The organism is Mycolicibacter heraklionensis (assembly GCF_001021505.1).
GTDB classification, from domain to species: Bacteria; Actinomycetota; Actinomycetes; order Mycobacteriales; family Mycobacteriaceae; genus Mycobacterium; species Mycobacterium heraklionense.
In genome coordinates this window covers 222,410-240,978 of the sequence record NZ_LDPO01000001.1, presented here as the reverse complement: position 1 = coordinate 240,978, position 18,569 = coordinate 222,410, and the positions used below count along the sequence as shown (strand labels likewise).

The window sequence follows — 18,569 nt, the reverse complement described above, 5'->3', positions numbered from 1 at the left end:
CGCTGACCAGGCGGGGTACTCGCGCTTTTGCCTGGTAGGCGCAGAGTCAACGGCAAAGGGAGATCAGGAGAGGCGCTCGACCACCATGGCCATGCCCTGGCCGCCACCCACACACATGGTCTCCACGCCGAAGGTCTTGTCGTGGGTCGCCAGGTTGTTCAGCAGGGTGGCGGTGATCCGGGCGCCGGTCATACCGAACGGGTGGCCCAGGGCGATCGCCCCGCCGGACACGTTCAGCTTGTCCTCGTCGATGCCCAGCTCGCGGGCCGAGCCGAGCACCTGCACCGCGAAGGCCTCGTTGATCTCGAACAGGTCGATGTCGGAGACCGACATCTTCGCGTTCGCCAGCGCCTTCTTGACGGCCTCGATCGGGCCCAGGCCCATGATCTCCGGCGACAGGCCCGACACCCCGGTGGACACGATCCGGGCCAGCGGCTGCAGGCCCAGCTCCTTGGCCTTGGTGTCGCTGGTGATGATCACCGCGGCGGCGCCGTCGTTCAGCGGGCAGGCGTTGCCGGCGGTAATCGTGCCGTTGGGCCGGAACACCGGCTTGAGCTGGCTGATCTTCTCGTAGGTGGTGCCGGCGCGCGGGCCGTCGTCGGTGCTCACCACGGTGCCGTCGGGCAGCGTGACCGGCGAGATCTCGCGGGCGAAGAAGCCGCTCTTGATGGCCTCCTCGGCGCGGTTCTGGCTGCGCACGCCCCAGTGGTCCTGGTCTTCGCGGCTGATTCCGGTGTGCAGCACCACGTTCTCGGCGGTCTGGCCCATCGCGATGTAGACGTCGGGCAGCAGGCCGTCGCCGCGCGGGTCGTGCCACTCGGTGGCACCGGCCGCAGCAGCCTCGGAGCGGGCGACAGCGTCGTTGAACAGCGGGTTCTTGCTGTTCGGGGCACCGTCGGCGGCACCGATCGCGAACTGCGAGACGGTCTCGACACCGGCCGAGATGAACGCGTCACCCTCGCCGGCCTTGATCGCGTGGAACGCCATCCGGGTGGTCTGCAGCGACGACGAGCAGTACCGGTTCACCGTGGTGCCGGGCAGGAAGTCGTAGCCGAGCAGCACCGAGACCACCCGCCCGATGTTGTAGCCAGAGGCGCCGCCCGGCTGGCCGCAGCCCATCATCAGGTCGTCGATCTCGCGTGGGTCCAGCGCAGGCACCTTGTCCAGGGCGGCGCGCACCATCTGGGCGGCGAGGTCGTCGGGCCGCATGGTGACCAGGGATCCCTTACCGGCCCGGCCGATCGGCGAACGCGCAGTTGAGACGATGACAGCTTCAGGCACTTCTGGCTCCTAGAGATCGGGTAATAGAGCCGAATCTAGTCCGAAGAGGCCACCACGCGGGAATCGGGCCGGTCCAGCGCTGCGCAGAGCGCCGGGATCATTTGGCCCGCCGCCAGGGCGTAACCGGCCGCCGACGGGTGGTACTGGTCCGCGGCGAACAGCAGGTGCGGGCTGTCATGGAACTCCCGCGCTCGGAAGTCGGCGAAGGGCACGGCGATACCGCCGACAGCCTTGACCGCCAGGGTCTGTGCCCGGGCGAGCTGGCAGGCCCGGACGTGCGCGACCCAGCGCAGCGGCCGCGGTATCGCGCTGATCGCGCCGAACTTCGGGCATGTGCCCACGATCACCACCGCGCCGCTGGCGCGTAGTCGCTTCACCGCGGCACGCAGTCGCTGCACCGAGCCGGCGATGCTGTTCAGTGCGGTGACGTCGTTGGCGCCGATCATGATCACCGCCACATCCGGCGGCGGACCCGCGACGAACATCGCGTCCACCTGACCGGCCAGGCCCTTGGAGGTGGCACCGACAATTGCCTTGGTGCTCAAGCGAACCCGCAATCCGGTGCGCTGCGCCAGCGCCTTGGCGATCAGCGCGCCGGGAACCTCTCCCGCCGAAAGACAGCCATAGCCGGTCGCGGTTGAGTCGCCGAAAACCATCAGGTGCAGATCGACGTTCGCTCCGCGGTGGAAGGGCTGAACTTCAGTGTCGTCGGCACCGTATAAACCGTCAGCACGGGGTGGAAGGTCCCACGCTTTGGGGATCGTCTGGCGGGCCCGGTCGGCCTGGCCCGCCAGAAGATTGCGCACACCCAGGTAGAGGGTGCCGCTGAAAGCGAACGCGCCCGCAGTGCCCAGCGTGACCGCTGAGCGTCGCGTTGCCCGGATCGCCATGTCTCGATTTTAGGGAAAGGACTCGCCTGTCGCCTGAGCGCAGCAAACAAAAATGGTCACGAAGCGGACCCGATGCAGTATCGGAACGAATCATAAGATTTCTTCTCAAATTTCCGCGTGTGACGATACTTGGTACCGCGTTGGCTGTGCCGGCCCGGGCCGGCTGGAGGGAGTGTCCATCATGACCGCACCCGACACAATTCCCAGCTCGTTACGTGTTCGCACCCGTCTCTATCCCACCTCGCGACCCCACCGTTACGGCCGTCATGACGGGCTGCCCGTCGAGGTCTTCGAGGAGTCAGCCAGCGTCGAGGGACGGCTCGCGTGGCTGGCGGCCCGGGCCACCATTCGGCCGGTTCTCTCGGTCGGCAGCTATCTACCGCGGATGCCGTGGCCGTTCGGGCTGCTCGACTTCGCCGCCAAGGCGATGTTGCCGGCGCCGGGCACCATCCGCGCCACCATCCGGCTACCGCGCTGCAAGGCGCAGATGGTGCGTGCCGCCGGCGTCCTGCCGGCCGACGGCACCCGCCGCGTCGTGCTCTACATGCACGGCGGGGCCTTCCTGACCTGCGGGGCCAACACCCACGGCCGGCTGGTCACCAAGCTGTCGAAGTATGCCGACAGTCCGGTGCTGGTGGTGGAGTACCGGATGATCCCCAAGTACTCCATCGCGGATGCGATCGACGACTGCTACGACGGCTACCGCTGGCTGCGCCGGCAGGGCTACGAACCGGACCAGATCGTGCTGGCCGGCGACTCCGCCGGCGGCTACCTGTCGCTGGCGCTGGCCGAACGGTTGCTGGAGGAGGGCGAGGAAGACATGCCGGCGGCGATCGTCGCGTTGTCGCCACTGCTGGAGATCGCCAAGGAAGCCAAGAAGGCGCACCCCAACATCCACGCCGGTGCGGAGTTCCCACCCAAGGCGTTCGACGCGTTCGTCGAACTGATCGAGGCCGCGGCCCGGCGCGACCGCACTCACGGCAGCCAGGTCCTCGAACCCCTGCAACACGTCAAGCCCGGGCTTCCGCGCACCCTGATCCATGTCTCCGGCTCCGAGGTGCTGCTGCACGACGCCCGGCTGGGGGCCAAGGTGCTCGCGGCCGCCGGGGTTCCGGTGGAGCTGCGGGTGTGGCCCGGCCAGATCCACGTCTTCCAGATCGCGGCACCGTTCGTGCCGGAGGCCACCCGTTCGCTGCGCCAGATCGGCGAATACATCCGCGAGGCCACCGGTTAGGCAGGCCATGGGCTGCTGAACCGAGCCGCCTGAGACGATGTCAGGCATGCGGATAGCGCGCCACATCAGTGACCTGATCGGCAACACCCCACTGGTCGAGCTGACTTCGATCGTTCCCCCCGGGGCCGGCCGGGTGGTGGCCAAGGTCGAGTACCTCAACCCGGGTGCGAGCTCCAAAGACCGCATCGCGGTGAAGATGATCGACGCGGCCGAGGCCAGCGGAGCGCTCAAGCCCGGCGGCACGATCGTCGAACCCACCTCCGGCAACACCGGTGTCGGCCTGGCGCTGGTGGCCCAGCGCCGCGGTTACAAGTGCGTGTTCGTCTGCCCGGACAAGGTCAGCGAGGACAAGCAGAATGTGTTGCGGGCCTACGGCGCCGACGTGGTGGTGTGCCCGACTGCGGTGCCACCGGACGACCCGGCCAGCTACTACAGCGTCTCCAACCGGCTGGTCGAAGAGATCGACGGCGCCTGGAAGCCCGATCAGTACTCCAACCCGGCGGGCCCGGAGAGTCACTACGAGACCACCGGTCCGGAGATCTGGTCCGACACCGACGGCCAGGTCACCCATTTCGTCGCCGGGATCGGCACCGGCGGCACCATCACCGGCACCGGCCGCTACCTCAAAGAGGTGTCGGGCGGCCGGGTGCAGATCATCGGCGCCGACCCGGAAGGCTCGGTGTACTCCGGTGGTACCGGCCGGCCGTACCTGGTGGAAGGGGTCGGCGAGGACTTCTGGCCTGACGCCTATGACCCGAGCATTCCCGACGAGATCATCGCGGTGTCCGACGCGGACTCGTTCGACATGACCCGGCGCCTCGCCCGTGAGGAAGCGCTACTGGTCGGCGGGTCCTGCGGAATGGCCGTCGTGGCGGCGGTGGAGGCGGCGGTCAAAGCCGGGCCCGACGCACTCGTCGTCGTCCTGCTGCCCGACGGCGGACGTGGCTACATGTCGAAGATCTTCAACGACGCCTGGATGTCGTCCTACGGGTTCCTGCGGTCCCGGCTGGACGGCTCGACGGTGCAGCCCACCGTCGGCGACGTGCTGCGCGCCAAGTCCGGGATCCTGCCGGACCTGGTGCACACCCACCCCTCGGAGACGCTGCGCGACGCCATCGGGATCCTGCGGGAGTACGGGGTGTCGCAGATGCCCGTCGTGGGTGCCGAACCGCCGGTGATGGCCGGTGAAGTGGCCGGCAGCGTGTCCGAGCGCGAGCTGCTGTCCGCGGTGTTCGAGGGCCGCGCGAAGCTTGCCGACGCGGTGTCGCAGCACATGGGCCCGCCGCTGCCGCTGATCGGATCCGGCGAGGTCGTCGGCGTCGCCGCGACCGCGCTGGCCCAGGTGGACGCGGTGATGGTGGTCGAGGACGGCAAACCGGTGGGTGTCATCACGCGCCACGATCTCTTGGGCTTTTTGTCCGACGGGCCACGCCGTCGATAAGGGCGCTTGCGTTCACTGTCCTGCGGTAGCGTTTGGACCGTTCACCGACCCGACCCGAAAGGGTGGAGATGACCGACTTTCCCCCGCCTCCGCAGGGCAACTACCCACCGCCGCCTCCCGGCTACGGCGCGTACCCGGGTGCGGTCGGCAGCCCGGTGGGCCAGCTGCCGCAAGAGGCTTACACCTCCTGGCTGACTCGCGTGGGCGCCTACTTCATCGACTTCCTGCCGATCCTGGTGCTCTACGGCATTCCGTCGATGATCGCCGGAACCACCGCCGACCGGGAGTGCATCACCAGCTCCGACGGATTCGCCTGCACGGTCACGCCGTCCAGCACCGGCGCCGCGCTGATGTTCATCGGCTGGCTGGCCGCGCTCGCCTACGGGATCTGGAACTTCGGCTATCGGCAGGGCACCACCGGGTCGAGCATCGGTAAGTCGGTGCTGAAGTTCAAGGTGGTCTCCGAAGCGACCGGCCAGCCCATCGGGTTCGGGATGTCGATCGTGCGCCAGTTGGCCCACATCATCGACGGCGCGATCTTGTGCATCGGCTACCTGTTCCCGCTGTGGGACGCCAAACGCCAGACGATCGCCGACAAGATCATGACCACCGTCTGCCTGCCGATCCGTTGAGCCAGAAGCAACCGCACCGCAGTACTGGTCTGTCCACCACGGCGATCCATGCCGGATACCGTCCGGACCCGGCAACCGGAGCCGTCAACGCACCGATCTACGCCAGCAGCACCTTCGCCCAGGACGGCGTCGGCGGTCTGCGCGGCGGGTTCGAGTACGCGCGCACCGGCAATCCGACCCGGGCCGCACTGGAGACCGCGCTGGCCGCGGTGGAGCGGGGCCGGTTCGGCCGGGCGTTCGGTTCGGGGATGGCCGCCACGGACTGCGCGTTGCGGTCGATCCTGCGCCCCGGTGATCACCTGATCATTCCCGACGATGCCTACGGTGGCACCTTCCGGCTGATCGACAAGGTCTTCACTCAGTGGGGGGTGGCGCATACCCCGGTGGCGCTCTCCGACCTGGATGCGGTCCGCGGGGCGCTCACCGACAAGACCCGGCTGATCTGGGTGGAGACCCCCACCAACCCGCTGCTGTCGATCGCCGACATCGCGAGTATCGCCGCCATCGGCAAAGAAGCCGGCGCGAAGGTGCTGGTGGACAACACCTTCGCCTCGCCCGCGCTGCAGCAGCCGTTGACGCTGGGCGCCGATGTGGTGCTGCATTCGACCACCAAGTACATCGGCGGCCACTCCGATGTGGTGGGCGGTGCGCTGATCACCGACGACGAAGAGCTCGACGCGGCTTTCGCCTTTCTGCAGAACGGAGCGGGGGCGGTGCCGGGCCCCTTCGACGCCTACCTGACCATGCGCGGCCTGAAGACGTTGGTGCTGCGGATGCAGCGGCACAGCGAGAACGCCGCCGCGGTCGCCGAATTCCTCAACGGGCATTCCGCGGTGAGCCGAGTGCTTTACCCGGGGCTGCCGGAGCATCCCGGCTACGATGTCGCCGCGGCGCAGATGCGCGGGTTCGGCGGCATGGTGTCGGTCCGGATGCGTGGCGGCCGGGCGGCCGCTGAGAAGCTGTGCGCCGGAACCGAGATCTTCATCCTGGCCGAGTCGCTGGGCGGGGTGGAGTCGCTGATCGAACTACCGGGCGCCATGACGCACGCGTCGACGGCGGGTTCGCAACTCGAGGTTCCCGACGACCTGGTGCGCCTGTCGGTGGGCATCGAGGACATCGACGATTTGATCGCCGACCTCAAACAGGCGCTGGACTGAGCCGCGAGATGGGCTCAGGAGTGGTAGGGCTCCGCGCTGACCAGGGTCACCTTGACGGTCTTGCCGCTGGGCACGGTGTAACTGCGCTCCTCGTCCACCTTGGCGCCGAGCAGGGCGTGGCCGAGCGGCGAGTTCGGTGAATACACCTCGAGCTTGTCGTCGTTGACGCCCTCCTGGCGAGTGGCGATCAGGAAGGTCTCGGTGTCGGACTTGTCGCCGTCGTAGAAGACCTTGACCACCGAACCCGGCAGTGCCACGCCGGACTGCGTCGGAGCCTCACCGACCTTGGCGTTGTTGAGCAACTCCTGCAGCTGCCGGATACGGGCCTCCTGCTGGCCCTGCTCCTCACGCGCGGCGTGGTAGCCGCCGTTCTCGCGCAGGTCGCCCTCTTCGCGGCGGTCGTTGATCTCCGCGGCGATCACCGGACGGTTCGCGATCAGCTGGTCGAGCTCCGCCTTGAGCCGGTCGTGTGACTCCTGCGTCAACCAGGTCACCTGGGTGTCCGTCATCTCACTGTGCTCCTTGTGTCGTCGGATCCGGCGCCATCGGGCAGCGGGGCGACATCGTTCTCGTGCATCGTTCTAATGCAGCAATACACGGTCCCAGCTGGAACCGTGTATCCGTACAGGGTACCACCGCGGCATCAGGCCGATCGTAGGTAATCGGGGACGTCGCTGCCGCAACCGTAGACGTCGCCCATGACAGGTGGCTGGGAAGATTTCACGGTCGTCGTCACCTGTACGGTGGCCGACTCCGACGGCGGAATCAGCACTTCACGCCGGCCAGTCTCGCTGCCGTCGCTGGAGCGGACCCGCACGATGCACGCCGCAGGGCGGGACGGATCCGATCGAGTCACGCTGAACTTAACCGAGACCGTCTGGTCGTCGAGCACCTCGTAGCCGTACAGCTCGCCTTTGACCTCGGCAGTCGCAAAGCGCTGGTAGCCCACCACCGCGAGGGCGGCGACGGTGGCGATCGCCAGCGCGCCCAGTGCGATCGCCAGCAGCCGACGGGGCAGGGCACTGCCCTGGGTATCCCCGTAACGGGCCGGCTTGGAGTCGGTCATCGTGAGGTGTGTCCCATGGTCGCCGGTGGAGTCGGGAGCGGTTACCGCACCCGCCGTAGGTGGTGTAACGATGGTGGCTGGAAACCATCTGGAACTATAGGCGTCCGGTCCGGGGTTCCGGCAGGAGGAACCTGGAGGGAACGGGGAATGTGCGCATGAGTGGACTGCGGTTGATGGCGGTGCACGCCCACCCCGACGACGAGTCCAGCAAGGGCGCGGCCACGCTGGCCCGCTACACCGCCGCCGGGCACCGCGTGATGGTGGTGACGCTGACCGGTGGCGAGCGCGGCGACATCCTCAACCCCGCGATGGACCTGCCCGATGTGCACGGTCGCATCGCCGAGGTCCGGCGTGACGAGATGGCCAAGGCCGCCGAGATCCTCGGGGTCGAACACCATTGGCTGGGTTTCGTCGACTCCGGCCTGCCCAAGGGCGACCCGCTGCCGCCGCTGCCCGAGGACTGCTTTGCGCTGGTACCGCTGGAGGTGTCCACCGAAGCCCTGGTGCGCGCGGTGCGCGAGTTCCGGCCGCATGTGATGACCACGTACGACGAGAACGGCGGCTACCCGCACCCCGACCACATCCGCTGCCATCAGGTGTCGGTGGCCGCGTTCGAGGCGGCCGGCGACCATCGACTTTTTCCCGACGCCGGTCAGCCCTGGACGGTCGCCAAGCTCTACTACAACCACGGGTTCCTGCGGCAACGGATGCAGCTGCTGCAGGACGAGTTCGCCCGCAACGGCGAGGTCGGCCCGTTCGCCAAATGGCTGGAACACTGGCAGCCGGATCATGACGTGTTCGCCGACCGGGTGACCACCCGCGTCGAATGCGCCGACTACTTCGGCCAGCGCGACGACGCGCTGCGCGCGCACGCCACCCAGATCGACCCCAACGGCGACTTCTTCGCCGCGCCGATCGAGTGGCAGCAGCGACTCTGGCCGACCGAGGAGTTCGAGCTGGCCCGCTCTCGGGTGCCGGTTACTCTGCCGGAGACGGACCTGTTCGCCGGGATCGAGGACAACGGATGAACCACGCTGTGTTGACTGCGCTGTGGATGGCGGCCGACGACATCTTGGCCGACAACTTCTTGGCGGACGGTGTGCCGCGCGATACCGGGCCGGATTTCGGCAAGGCGAGCCCGTTCGGGCTGTTGGTCATCGTGCTGTTGATGCTCGGCACGTTCGGGCTGGTGTGGTCGATGAACCGGCAGCTCAAGAAGCTGCCGGAAACCTTCGACCCGGATCACCCCGACCCGGACCAAGCCGCCGACGAGGGGACCGTCGGGTCCGCTTCGTCCGGAGATCTCCCGGGCGACGACGGGCCGGGATCAGCGCCCAAGTAGTCGCCGAGCCAACAGTTCCCCAACGCCGGGTTTCGGGAACGCGACTGCCGGATTAACCTTTGCCCCTTAGGGTTTCGTCGGCAGCGTGCGTATCGCCGACGCCAGTGCAGCGTGCGATGATTGCCCTGACCGCGGCTTGGGAGAAAGGTTCGGGGTTGGCCATGCTCGCAGATCGCTCACCCGGGTTGGCGGTATCGCCGGTCATCTTGACGGTGCTACTGGCCGGCCTCATCAAGGTTCCGGCTGTGCACGCCGATGCGGTCGACACGACTTTCCTCGGCGCCCTCAACTCCAAGGGCATCGACTTCGCCAATGGGCAGTCTGCGGTCATCGCCGGCCATGAGGTCTGCGACGAGCTCGACAGCGGTCGGCAGAAGAACGACGTGGTGTCCGAAGTGATGCAAAGCAGTCAGCTCGACGGCTACCACGCCGGGTTCTTCGTCGGGGTCAGCGTCAGTGCGTTCTGCCCGAGGCATCACGGTTAGTGCTGCTCAGCCGGCAGACGGCGGCTTCGGCATGACCGGGCCGCGTAGCTCCAAACCGACTTCCAGATCCTCGTACTTCTGCTGCTTGCGCTTGCGCCAGCCACTGCCCGCGGAATTCGATGGGGGCACCATCGGCGGCATGATCGGCGGGACGCCGGCGAACGTCGTGGACTGGCTTGCGGGCAGCGGTGCCGCCGACGACGCCAGCTGAACCGGCGCCTGCGTGGCGGCCCCAAACCCCGCTGCGGCGGGCGGCACGGTCAGCGGCCCCACCTTCAGTCCGACACCGATTGCCGCCGAGGGCATTTCGCTAAGTCCGGCGGCGCCAAGTGCGCCCAGTCCGCCCAGTGGGATTGCGGGGGTCAGGGCCGCCTCGCCCTCGGCAAGGCCCTGTGCCATCGCGGCGTTGACGTTCTGCAACGCCTGCGCCGACGTGTTCTGGGCTAGGTAGCTGAGCAGGTTGATCGGAAATCCGGACGACACGAACTGGTTGGCATAGGTGTTCGCCAGGCCGGTCCAGCCGTTGTTGGGGTCGAACGCGGTCAGCGAGGACTCCAACGACGCCGAAGTCGAATCAGCAGAGGTGGTTCCGGTGTCGGCGGTCGCCGGTGTCGGTGTGCTGAACGAGGGAAGCGCGGTGGCCTGCGCCGAGGCCGCCTGATAGCGGGTCATCGCGGCGGTGTTGGTGGTCCACATGCTCAGATACTGGCTCTCGTTCTCCGCGATCGCCGCCGAGTTGGTCCCGAACCGATTGGTCGCCAGCAGTTGCACCCGGCGAGTGCGGTTGGCCTTGATTGCCGCGGTCGGGGTCACCGCGGTACGGAGCGTTTCGAAGGCCGCTGCGGCGTGCTGAATCGACGCTGCGGTCCGCCGGCACTGCTGTGCGGTGGCGCGCAGCCACACCAGGTAGGGCTCGGCGGACTGCACCATGGCAGCCGCGGAGTGACCACGCCACGAATCCACCAACGACGACAGCGCGGCAACGTAGTCGTCGGCGTATTCATCCAGGTACGTACCAAGCTGTCGCCACGCGCTCGACGCCTCGACGAGGGATCTCGCGCCGGGACCGGTGTGGACCAGCGCGGAGGTGACCTCGGGGGGCGCGGTTATGGATCGCATGCCATGTGGAGGTAGCGGTACGGGCTCATTTAGGCGATCGCGCTGATAGCGGCCGATAAGCGCGGCTTGAACGCATCGGGGATGGGGACGTAGCCGTGCTCGGCCAGATCGATCTGGCCGTCGCCGATCGCGCTTTGCAGGAAAGCGCGCACCGCAGTTCCGACCTGTGGGTCGGGATACTTCGAGCAGACGATCTCGTAGGTGGCCAGCACGATCGGGTAAGCGCCGGGCTGGTTCGGCCGGTAGAAGGAGATGGTGTCCAATGCCAGGTCGTTGCCTTCGCGGATAAACCAGGCCGACGAAATCGTCTTGCCGACCGAGTCCTCGCTGATCGCGACCGGGTCCGGGCCGGCCGAGGTGATGACGTTGGCCATGCCGAGGTGGTGGCTCTGAGCGAATGACCACTCGGTGTAGGTGACCGATCCCTCGAGATCGGCCGCGGCCGCGGCGACGCCCTCGTTGCCGTGCGCGGTCTGCCCGGCAGCGCCGTTGAACGTTCGTCCGGCCCCCTTGCCCCAGGTACCTGCGGATGCGGTGTCCAGGTAGCGCTGAAAGTTGTCCGTGGTCCCGGACTCGTCGCTGCGGGACACCACCCGAATCGGCAGGTCGGGCAGATCGGTGCCGGTGTTCAGAGCGGCGATCGCGGGATCGTTCCAGGTGGTGATGGTGCCGTTGAAGATCTTGGCCGCGGTGGGGCCGTCCAGGTTCAGCGATGTCAGGCCGCCCAGGCGGAACGCGATGGCGATAGGGCCGAACACCATCGGCAGGTTCCATACCGGCGCGCCGCAGCGCTGCTGGGCCCGGTCGTATTCCCCCTTGCTCAGCGGCGAGTCGGAGCCACCGAAATCGGTTTGGTCGGACATGAATTCGTCAATGCCCGCACCGGAACCGTTCGCCTGGTAGGTCAGGCTCTGGCCGGGGCAGGCCTGGCTGAACGTCGCGACGAACCGGGTCATCGCGTTGGCCTGAGCGGTGGAACCGCTGGCCTTGAGGTTCGGGTCTCCGCCACAGTCCACCCCGGACACCGCAGCCCGTGTCGCATGGCTCGGTGGTGGTGGTGCGTCATGGCCGCCGCCGCACCCGGACAGCAGCGCAGCGCTCACGGCCAGCAAGCTCGATACGGCACGTCGATTGATGTCAATCACATCCCTCGGGTCATCTCATCGGCGAATGCTAGCAATGGCGCGGACCGGCAACAGTGGTGCTTTGCAGGCGAATTCAAGAGTTCAGCAACCGTTTTCGATCTGGTCACCAGCCGGGCAGACGGCGTCTGCCTGCGGGTCCGGGGGGCTGCGGATGGTGATCGGGATTAGCGTGGATGGATGGCCAACCGTCTCGCAGCGTCCGCCAGCCCCTATCTGCGCCAACACGCCGACAACCCAGTGCAGTGGTGGGAATGGACACCCGAGGCGCTGGCCGAGGCCGCCGAACGCGACGTGCCGATCCTGCTGTCGGTCGGCTACGCGGCCTGCCACTGGTGTCACGTGATGGCGCACGGCTCGTTCGAGGACGCCGAAGTCGCCGCGGCCATGAACGCGGGCTTCGTGTGCATCAAGGTGGACCGGGAGGAGCGCCCGGATATCGACGCTATCTACATGACCGCCACCCAGGCGCTGACCGGGCGAGGCGGCTGGCCGATGACCTGTTTCCTGACCCCGGATGGCCGGCCGTTCTACTGCGGCACGTACTACCCCAAAGACGCTTTCCTGAACCTGCTTTCGGCGATCACCGCCACCTGGAGCGAACGTCGCGACGAAGTGGAGGAGGCGTCCGACAACATTGCCGCCGAGTTGCGCTCGATGGCCGCCGGACTGCCGGGGGGCGGCCCACCGGTCGATGCGATGCTGTGCGACGCCGCGGTGGCCGCGGTGCTGCGGGACGAGGACGTCGTCCACGGCGGATTCGGCGGTGCGCCGAAGTTCCCGCCGTCGGCGCTGCTGGAAACCCTGCTGCGCCACCATGAACGGACCGCGACCCGCCCGGCGCTCGACGCGGTGGAACGCGCCGGGGCGGCGATGGCCCGCGGCGGCATCTACGACCAGCTTGCCGGCGGCTTCGCCCGCTACAGCGTCGACAACGCCTGGGTGGTGCCGCATTTCGAGAAGATGCTCTACGACAACGCCTTGCTGCTGCGGGCCTACGCGCACTGGGCCCGGCGCACCGGCGACCCGCTGGCCGCGCGGGTGACCGCCCAGACCGCCCGATTCCTGCGCGACGAGCTGTCCGACGGCGGGATGTTCATCTCGTCGCTGGATGCCGACGCCGACGGCCGCGAGGGTTTGACCTATGTGTGGACGCCCGAGCAGCTGACCGAGGTTCTCGGTGCCGACGACGGGGCTTGGGCGGCAGAGGTTTTCGGGGTCACGGCGAGCGGCACCTTCGAGTCCGGCGGTTCAGCGAGGCTCGACGAAGGAGAGGGGAAGCTGGGACCGCCGAATGAACAGGGCCGCTCCGTGCTGCAACTTCAGGCCGATCCCGATGATTCGGAGCGCCTCGACCGGGTCCGGCAGCGGCTGCTGGCGGCTCGGCGGTCCCGGCCCCAGCCCGGGCGCGACGACAAGGTGGTCACCGCCTGGAACGGAATGACGCTCACCGCGTTGGCCGAAGCGGCTGTGGCTCTGGGAGATCCAAGCCTGGCCGCTGCGGCCCAGGAGTGCGCCGGCACGCTGCTGGACCTGCACCTGGTGGACGGCCGGCTGCGCCGGGCCAGCCTGGGCGGCCGGGTGGGGGACAGCGTCGCGATCTTGGAGGACTACGGCGCGCTGGCCACCGGCCTGCTCAGCCTGTACCAGCTCAGCGGTGAGCAACACCTGTGTGATGCCGCGGCCGGCCTGCTGGACACCGCGCTGGAGCATTTCGCCGACCCGGACTCACCCGGGCGCTGGTTCGACAGCGCCGACGATGCCGAGGCTCTGGTGCTGCGGCCCAGCGACCCGCTGGACGGCGCCACCCCGTCGGGCGCGGCGTTGATCACCGAGGCGCTGCTGACCGCGGCCCATCTGGTCTCCGCCGACCGTGGCGAGCGTTACCGCCAGGCGGCCACCGATGCGCTGGCGGCGCATGCCGTGCTGTTGGAGCGCACCCCCCGCGCCGTCGGGCACTGGCTCGGCATCGCCGAGGCCTACGTGCGGGGTCCGCTGCAGATCGCGGTGGCCTGCGACCGGCCGGACTCGGAGCTGTTGGCGCAGGCGCGCCGCCTGGCTCCCGGCGGGACGATCGTGGTCGGCGGGGCGGCCGACTCGTCCGAGCTGCTGACCGGGCGAGACCGGGTCAACGGCGTCGACACCGCCTACGTCTGTCGGGGCCCGGTGTGTGACTTGCCGGTGCGTAGCGCGGCGCAGTTGGCCTCGGCACTTGGCGTTGCCCTTGAGGTGCCCGTAAATCCGCCATCCGTGTAACGTGCGGCACATGACGACCGCACCGGAAAAGGCACAGGCCATCACCGAGACCGTCCACCGCTACATCGAACTGGTCGGCGGCGGTGAAGTCGAGGATCTGGTGCAGCTGTACGCGGCCGACGCCACCCTGGAGGACCCGGTCGGCGGCGAGGTGCACATCGGTCACCAGGCCATTCGCAACTTCTACTCGACCCTCTCCGGGCTGAACCGTCAGTGTGAACTGGTGACGCTGAGGGTCTCCGGAAACGAGGCGGCGTTGCACTTTGCGCTGACAATCACCAACGGTGAGCACCGGATGCGCATCGAGCCGATCGACGTGATGGTGTTCGACGGCGACGGCAAGATCGCCGGGATGAAGGCCTACTGGTCGGCGGAGAACGTCACCCAGCTCTAGCCGGAACCGCGGCGCCCCCGGCTAGTAGAGCGCCGCGAACCAGATCGCGATGTACTGGCAGACCGCGGCCAGTGCGGTGCAGGCGTGGAAGAACTCGTGGTAGCCGAACGTTTCGGGCCAGGGGTCTGGCCACTTCAGCGCGTACATGATCGCGCCGACGCTGTAGAGCATGCCTCCCACGGCCAGCAGCACCATTGCGGCGACACCGGCGTTGTGCATGATCGTCGCGATGAAAAACGCTGACACCCAGCCCAGCAACAGGTAGAGCGGCACCCCGACCCACTTCGGGGCGGTCGGCCAGCACAGCTTGAGCACCACGCCGGCCAGCGCGCCACCCCACACGATCGTCATCACCAGCCGTTCTTGGGCGCCGTGGTCCATCGCCAGCAGCGCGAACGGGGTGTAGGTGCCGGCGATGAAGATGAAGATCATCGCGTGGTCGAGGCGCTTCATCCGCATCCGGGCGGCGACCGTCTTCCAGGTGATCCGGTGGTAGGTCGCGCTGACCGCGAACATCCCCACCACCGAGATGGAGTACGCCACCGACGCCAAGCCGGCCTCGAGCCCGGCCAGCGGCCAGGTCACCGCGACCAGAGCGATACCGGCCACGAGCGCCACGATGGCGGACACGAAGTGAATCCACCCGCGGGCCCGCGGCTTGGCGTGCGGCACGGTGATGCCCGCCGGCAGATCGTTCGGATTCGGCTCGGCGATGGTTTCGGTGTGGGTGCTCATGGGCCTTCCTGAACTCCACGCGGATCCCGGACTGATTCCCGTCAATGCTCGCAGATCACAGTAGTCTGGGTTTTTGTGGCGATCATCCCGGCGCGCTTGAAGGAGCCGCTGTACCGGATCTATGAGCTGCGTCTCCGGCAGGGCTTGGCGGCGTCGCGGTCGAATCTGCCGCGCCACATCGCGGTTCTCTGCGACGGTAACCGGCGGTGGGCGCGAGACGCGGGCTACGACGACGTCAGCTACGGCTACCGGATGGGCGCGGCCAAGATCGCCGAGATGCTGCGCTGGTGCGCCGACGCGGGCATCGAGATGGCGACCGTCTACCTGCTGTCCACCGAGAACCTGCAGCGCGACCCCGCTGAACTGGCCGCGCTCATCGAGATCATCACCGACGTGGTGGAGGAGATCTGCGCGCCGGCAAACCGGTGGAGCGTGCGCACCGTGGGGGATCTGGAGCTGCTGGGCGAAGAGCCCGCTCGCCGCCTGCGTGAGGCGGTAGAGAGCACCACCGCCAACGGCGGTGGGGCCTCCAACCTGCACGTCAATGTCGCAGTCGCCTACGGCGGCCGGCAGGAGATCGTCGATGCGGTGCGCGGGCTGCTCAGCAAGCAGCTGGCCAACGGCGCCACCGCCGAGGAACTCGTCGACGCGGTGACCGTCGAGGGCATCTCGGAGAACCTCTACACCTCGGGTCAGCCGGACCCGGACCTGGTGATCCGCACCTCCGGGGAGCAGCGGTTGTCCGGCTTCCTGCTGTGGCAGAGCGCCTACTCGGAGATGTGGTTCACCGAGGCGCACTGGCCGGCGTTTCGCCGGGTCGACTTCCTGCGAGCGCTGCGCGACTACAGCGTGCGGCACCGGAGATTCGGGCGGTAGCGAGGGAGTGGTCGTGTTGTCGGCGCTGGTCTTCACCCTGAGTTGGTGGCTCGGGATGTACCTGCTGGCCCGCGACCCTCGCAAACCGGTACTGGTGCTGGCCGCTGTCGGGCTGTGCGGTTTCGCCGCTGTTGTGGCCGCCGACGCGGTGCGGGCGGTGTGGCATCCGGCGCTGCTCGGGCGCGTGGAGATCTACCTGGCGGTACTGCCCGGGGTGGCCTGGTTCGCCGTGCTCTTGGAGCTGACCCGGCCGTGTGACCGCTGGACTGGTCGGGCACGCGATGTGGCGTTCATCGGCGCGGTCGCGGCCGCCGCGCTGGTCGGGGCAACGTGGGCCGGCAGTGTCGAAGGCCCACCGCGGGCCGGGCACTGGCTGCTGTTCGCGGTGATCTCGGTGTCGACGTTGGCGGCCATGGTCAAGGCGCTGATCCGTCCGGCGCAGCCCGGTTCGGTGCTCGGCGTGGCCGCCGTCGCGACGTTGTTCTTCGCCCTGGCCAACGCCATCCTGATCATCCCGCTGGGCGTGGTGCCCAGCGGATTCGCGCTGGCCAGCACCGGCGTCGACGTGCTTCTGCTGGGCCTGGCGGTGGCGCTGTGGGACGCCTTCGACGAGGGGCAGGCGCTGCGGCTGGACATGCTGCGGTCGTTTCTTGCCGCCGTCGCGATGGCGGCGTTGCTGGGCGGGCAGGTGTTGATCGGGCTGTGGCTGACCCGAACCGAATCCGTGGCCCAGACCGCACTGACGGTGCTGCTGTTCACCACGATCGCGGTCGGCATTGAGGTCCAGGTGTTCGTCGACCGGCTGGCCGGACTCTGGGACCGGCTGGCGTTCTGGCGCTCTCCGGCGCTGCGGGCCGACCGCGCCGCGTTGCGCGGCACCGAGGCCGCGCTGGCCCTGCGCTCGACCAGCCCGCTCGACGACCTCGACGAGGAAACCTTCGTCCGGCTGACCCGGCGGGCGTTGGGGCACTACAGCGACCTGTCGAAGCTGGTCGCCAGCCCGCTGACCGCGTTGCCGGTGATCGACGAGCGGTTGGCCGCCCGTGGCGCACCCGATGCGCCGCTGGAGCGAGCCAACGAACTCAAGGCCCTGCTGGCCGACCGGATCGCCGCGCTCAAACCGCGCGACGGCGGCGAGTTCGGCACCACCGAGCAGTGGCGGCACTACAACGCCCTGTACTTCCCCTACGTGGTCGGAGTGCGCGCCTATGCGCAGAACGCCACCGCGGCCGGACTGGATCCCACCGCCCGGCAGGCGTGGCAGTGGCTGGTCACCGAGGTACCGCAGCGTTCGCTGCACAACTGGCAGAACGCCGGGGCCCGGGTGATCGCCGCCGACCTACGAGGCCGGACGACGGTGTCGTCAGGTCTCTGACCTGCGCTTGGCAGTGCTTGGCAGCGTCGCGGGTCGATGTGGCAGCGGTTGCGCCGCAAGGTCGAGGGGTGTTCCCACCACACTCGAAGGGAGTTTCCTCATGACCGCCATCACCACCCCGGTCCTGTTCGACTCGACCGACTCGCTGTTGCGCTTCGCGCTCCGCGCCGACGCCGCCGTCACCGGAACCGTCGGCCTGGCCGGCGTGTTCGCCGCCCGCCCCATGGCGGCCCTGGAGGGCCTCACCGCGGCCCATGAATACGCCGTGGCCTCCTTCTGCATCCTTTACGGAGTCGTCGTCTACTTCCTGTCCGCGCTGCCGGACCTGCGCCGCGCGGGCATCGGTGTGATTGCCGCCAATGTGGCGTGCACCGTTGCGGCGATTGCGGTGGTCGCGGCGGGCTTGCTGCCGCTGACCGGAATCGGCGTGGTCGCCATGCTGGCGAGCGCCGTCTACACGGCGTTCTTCGCGCGGATGCAGTACCGGGGGTTGCGCCGCCTGGGCTGAGACGCAGCCCACTCAACGTGTCGCCGCGGCCGTCACCGTCTACAGTTCTGTCCCATGAAGTGGCGGCTGGCGGCGATGACGCTGATCCCCGGAACCCTGATCTACGCCGCCGCGCCGGCGCAGGCCGACGAGAAGACCTACCTCAGTTACCTTGAGTCGCACGGCTTCAAATACCAGAACAGTCCCGGGCTGACCACCCCGTCCGGGGCGGTGCAGTTCGGCAAGATCATCTGCGAGAACCTGCGGAAGGGTCGCCCGGCCAAGGACCGGTTCGGCACGAAGGTTGCCGACGGCGTCACCAAGGTCATGATCGACGGGGCGCAGCGCGAAATGTGCCCGGACACGTTGGCGGCCGCCGCCAACCCGACACCGACGCCCGCGGTGCCGCCGCCGCCCGCAGGTGAACTGCCGCCCCCAGCGGGCGAGATTCCGCCGCCGGCGCCCGAGCCGGCACCTCCGCTGTTCCCGCCGCCCCCGGGCTTTCCGCCGCCGCCGGGTTTCCCCCCGCCGCCCGAGCCGCTGCCGGCGCCCGCACCCGCGGACGAGTTGCCGCCGCCACCGCCTGGGCCCGAGCCGGCGCCCCCGCCGCCAGGCCAGCCGCAGCCGGGAACCGCTACGCAGCCCTAGCGATCTAGG

The 18,569-nt window shown here is 68.4% G+C and carries 20 protein-coding genes; 13 read left to right on the top strand and 7 right to left on the bottom strand.

The window, feature by feature from the left end; translation table 11 throughout:
* Positions 1-63 precede the first annotated feature (63 nt).
* Together ABW16_RS01115 and ABW16_RS01110 are read right to left on the bottom strand one after the other, a co-directional pair.
* Positions 64-1,281: an acetyl-CoA C-acetyltransferase gene (locus ABW16_RS01115; RefSeq protein WP_047317270.1), complete on the bottom strand. Its 1,218-nt coding sequence runs from the start codon at positions 1,279-1,281 to the stop codon at positions 64-66.
* 35 nt (positions 1,282-1,316) lie between these two features.
* Positions 1,317-2,171 carry an SGNH/GDSL hydrolase family protein gene (locus ABW16_RS01110; protein ID WP_047317269.1) on the bottom strand — a complete coding sequence of 285 codons (855 nt, stop codon included), beginning with the start codon at positions 2,169-2,171 and terminating at the stop codon, positions 1,317-1,319.
* Positions 2,172-2,352: 181 nt separating this feature from the next.
* Here ABW16_RS01110 and ABW16_RS01105 point away from each other — a divergent pair, with 181 nt between their 5' ends.
* The 4 genes from ABW16_RS01105 (at position 2,353) to ABW16_RS01090 (ending at position 6,635) form a co-directional block, all read left to right on the top strand.
* Positions 2,353-3,405 (top strand): alpha/beta hydrolase, encoded by a 1,053-nt coding sequence (locus ABW16_RS01105; RefSeq protein ID WP_047317666.1) that lies wholly within the window; start codon positions 2,353-2,355, stop codon positions 3,403-3,405.
* 46 nt (positions 3,406-3,451) lie between these two features.
* Positions 3,452-4,846, top strand: coding sequence for a cystathionine beta-synthase (locus ABW16_RS01100; protein WP_047317268.1), 1,395 nt, complete (start codon positions 3,452-3,454; stop codon positions 4,844-4,846).
* A gap of 68 nt (positions 4,847-4,914) precedes the next feature.
* The gene (locus ABW16_RS01095) at positions 4,915-5,478 is read left to right on the top strand and encodes an RDD family protein (protein WP_047317665.1); all 564 of its coding nucleotides are present in this window, start codon (positions 4,915-4,917) and stop codon (positions 5,476-5,478) included.
* Complete coding sequence (locus ABW16_RS01090) at positions 5,475-6,635, top strand: cystathionine gamma-synthase (protein WP_047317267.1); 1,161 nt, start codon at positions 5,475-5,477, stop codon at positions 6,633-6,635. The genes ABW16_RS01095 and ABW16_RS01090 overlap by 4 nt, the downstream gene beginning before the upstream one ends.
* Positions 6,636-6,649: 14 nt before the next feature.
* Here ABW16_RS01090 and greA read toward each other — a convergent pair whose 3' ends face one another.
* Both greA and ABW16_RS01080 read right to left on the bottom strand, forming a co-directional pair.
* On the bottom strand, positions 6,650-7,144 hold the full coding sequence (gene greA, locus ABW16_RS01085) for a transcription elongation factor GreA (protein WP_024441085.1): 495 nt from the start codon (positions 7,142-7,144) through the stop codon (positions 6,650-6,652).
* A 134-nt stretch (positions 7,145-7,278) separates the two neighbouring features.
* Positions 7,279-7,701 (bottom strand): DUF4307 domain-containing protein, encoded by a 423-nt coding sequence (locus ABW16_RS01080; RefSeq protein WP_047317266.1) that lies wholly within the window; start codon positions 7,699-7,701, stop codon positions 7,279-7,281.
* Between the two features lie 155 nt (positions 7,702-7,856).
* Between ABW16_RS01080 and mca the strand changes: the two genes are divergently transcribed.
* The 3 genes from mca (at position 7,857) to ABW16_RS01065 (ending at position 9,528) form a co-directional block, all read left to right on the top strand.
* Positions 7,857-8,729 (top strand): mycothiol conjugate amidase Mca, encoded by an 873-nt coding sequence (gene mca / locus ABW16_RS01075; protein WP_047317265.1) that lies wholly within the window; start codon positions 7,857-7,859, stop codon positions 8,727-8,729.
* Between the two features lie 26 nt (positions 8,730-8,755).
* Entirely contained in the window at positions 8,756-9,043 is a 288-nt protein-coding gene (locus ABW16_RS01070; protein ID WP_047317664.1) for a hypothetical protein, read from the top strand.
* Between the two features lie 116 nt (positions 9,044-9,159).
* Positions 9,160-9,528 carry a DUF732 domain-containing protein gene (locus ABW16_RS01065; RefSeq protein ID WP_230987445.1) on the top strand — a complete coding sequence of 123 codons (369 nt, stop codon included), beginning with the start codon at positions 9,160-9,162 and terminating at the stop codon, positions 9,526-9,528.
* A gap of 6 nt (positions 9,529-9,534) precedes the next feature.
* On the opposite strand, the gene ABW16_RS01060 is transcribed toward ABW16_RS01065, so the two are convergent.
* Positions 9,535-10,647: a PPE family protein gene (locus ABW16_RS01060; protein WP_047317264.1), complete on the bottom strand. Its 1,113-nt coding sequence runs from the start codon at positions 10,645-10,647 to the stop codon at positions 9,535-9,537.
* 29 nt (positions 10,648-10,676) lie between these two features.
* Positions 10,677-11,789: a phosphate ABC transporter substrate-binding protein PstS gene (pstS, locus tag ABW16_RS01055; protein WP_047317662.1), complete on the bottom strand. Its 1,113-nt coding sequence runs from the start codon at positions 11,787-11,789 to the stop codon at positions 10,677-10,679.
* 180 nt (positions 11,790-11,969) lie between these two features.
* On the opposite strand from pstS, the gene ABW16_RS01050 reads away from it, so the two are divergent.
* Both ABW16_RS01050 and ABW16_RS01045 read left to right on the top strand, forming a co-directional pair.
* The gene (locus ABW16_RS01050) at positions 11,970-14,045 is read left to right on the top strand and encodes a thioredoxin domain-containing protein (RefSeq protein ID WP_047317263.1); all 2,076 of its coding nucleotides are present in this window, start codon (positions 11,970-11,972) and stop codon (positions 14,043-14,045) included.
* A gap of 10 nt (positions 14,046-14,055) precedes the next feature.
* Complete coding sequence (locus ABW16_RS01045; protein WP_047317661.1) at positions 14,056-14,439, top strand: nuclear transport factor 2 family protein; 384 nt, start codon at positions 14,056-14,058, stop codon at positions 14,437-14,439.
* 21 nt (positions 14,440-14,460) lie between these two features.
* Here ABW16_RS01045 and trhA read toward each other — a convergent pair whose 3' ends face one another.
* Positions 14,461-15,174: a PAQR family membrane homeostasis protein TrhA gene (trhA, locus tag ABW16_RS01040; protein WP_047317262.1), complete on the bottom strand. Its 714-nt coding sequence runs from the start codon at positions 15,172-15,174 to the stop codon at positions 14,461-14,463.
* A 75-nt stretch (positions 15,175-15,249) separates the two neighbouring features.
* Here trhA and ABW16_RS01035 point away from each other — a divergent pair, with 75 nt between their 5' ends.
* From ABW16_RS01035 to ABW16_RS01020, 4 genes are all read left to right on the top strand, one after another.
* Positions 15,250-16,050, top strand: coding sequence for a (2Z,6E)-farnesyl diphosphate synthase (locus tag ABW16_RS01035; protein WP_047317261.1), 801 nt, complete (start codon positions 15,250-15,252; stop codon positions 16,048-16,050).
* A 7-nt stretch (positions 16,051-16,057) separates the two neighbouring features.
* Positions 16,058-17,425 (top strand): hypothetical protein, encoded by a 1,368-nt coding sequence (locus tag ABW16_RS01030; RefSeq protein ID WP_109519436.1) that lies wholly within the window; start codon positions 16,058-16,060, stop codon positions 17,423-17,425.
* Between the two features lie 100 nt (positions 17,426-17,525).
* Entirely contained in the window at positions 17,526-17,933 is a 408-nt protein-coding gene (locus ABW16_RS01025; protein ID WP_047317260.1) for a hypothetical protein, read from the top strand.
* A 54-nt stretch (positions 17,934-17,987) separates the two neighbouring features.
* A complete protein-coding gene (locus tag ABW16_RS01020; protein WP_047317259.1) occupies positions 17,988-18,560 on the top strand; it encodes a DUF732 domain-containing protein in 573 nt (190 codons plus the stop codon).
* Positions 18,561-18,569 lie beyond the last annotated feature (9 nt).

Bases quoted from the DNA above. Each gene is read 5' to 3' on its own strand.
- ABW16_RS01095 (WP_047317665.1), top strand. From the start codon at position 4,915: ATGACCGACTTTCCCCCGCCTCCGCAGGGCAACTACCCACCGCCGCCT.
- ABW16_RS01060 (WP_047317264.1), bottom strand. From the start codon at position 10,647: ATGCGATCCATAACCGCGCCCCCCGAGGTCACCTCCGCGCTGGTCCAC.
- ABW16_RS01070 (WP_047317664.1), top strand. From the start codon at position 8,756: ATGGCGGCCGACGACATCTTGGCCGACAACTTCTTGGCGGACGGTGTG.
- ABW16_RS01045 (WP_047317661.1), top strand. From the start codon at position 14,056: ATGACGACCGCACCGGAAAAGGCACAGGCCATCACCGAGACCGTCCAC.
- ABW16_RS01080 (WP_047317266.1), bottom strand. From the start codon at position 7,701: ATGACCGACTCCAAGCCGGCCCGTTACGGGGATACCCAGGGCAGTGCC.
- ABW16_RS01065 (WP_230987445.1), top strand. From the start codon at position 9,160: ATGATTGCCCTGACCGCGGCTTGGGAGAAAGGTTCGGGGTTGGCCATG.
- ABW16_RS01105 (WP_047317666.1), top strand. From the start codon at position 2,353: ATGACCGCACCCGACACAATTCCCAGCTCGTTACGTGTTCGCACCCGT.
- ABW16_RS01025 (WP_047317260.1), top strand. From the start codon at position 17,526: ATGACCGCCATCACCACCCCGGTCCTGTTCGACTCGACCGACTCGCTG.
- ABW16_RS01050 (WP_047317263.1), top strand. From the start codon at position 11,970: ATGGCCAACCGTCTCGCAGCGTCCGCCAGCCCCTATCTGCGCCAACAC.
- mca (WP_047317265.1), top strand. From the start codon at position 7,857: ATGAGTGGACTGCGGTTGATGGCGGTGCACGCCCACCCCGACGACGAG.
- greA (WP_024441085.1), bottom strand. From the start codon at position 7,144: ATGACGGACACCCAGGTGACCTGGTTGACGCAGGAGTCACACGACCGG.
- ABW16_RS01100 (WP_047317268.1), top strand. From the start codon at position 3,452: ATGCGGATAGCGCGCCACATCAGTGACCTGATCGGCAACACCCCACTG.
- ABW16_RS01110 (WP_047317269.1), bottom strand. From the start codon at position 2,171: ATGGCGATCCGGGCAACGCGACGCTCAGCGGTCACGCTGGGCACTGCG.
- trhA (WP_047317262.1), bottom strand. From the start codon at position 15,174: ATGAGCACCCACACCGAAACCATCGCCGAGCCGAATCCGAACGATCTG.
- ABW16_RS01020 (WP_047317259.1), top strand. From the start codon at position 17,988: ATGAAGTGGCGGCTGGCGGCGATGACGCTGATCCCCGGAACCCTGATC.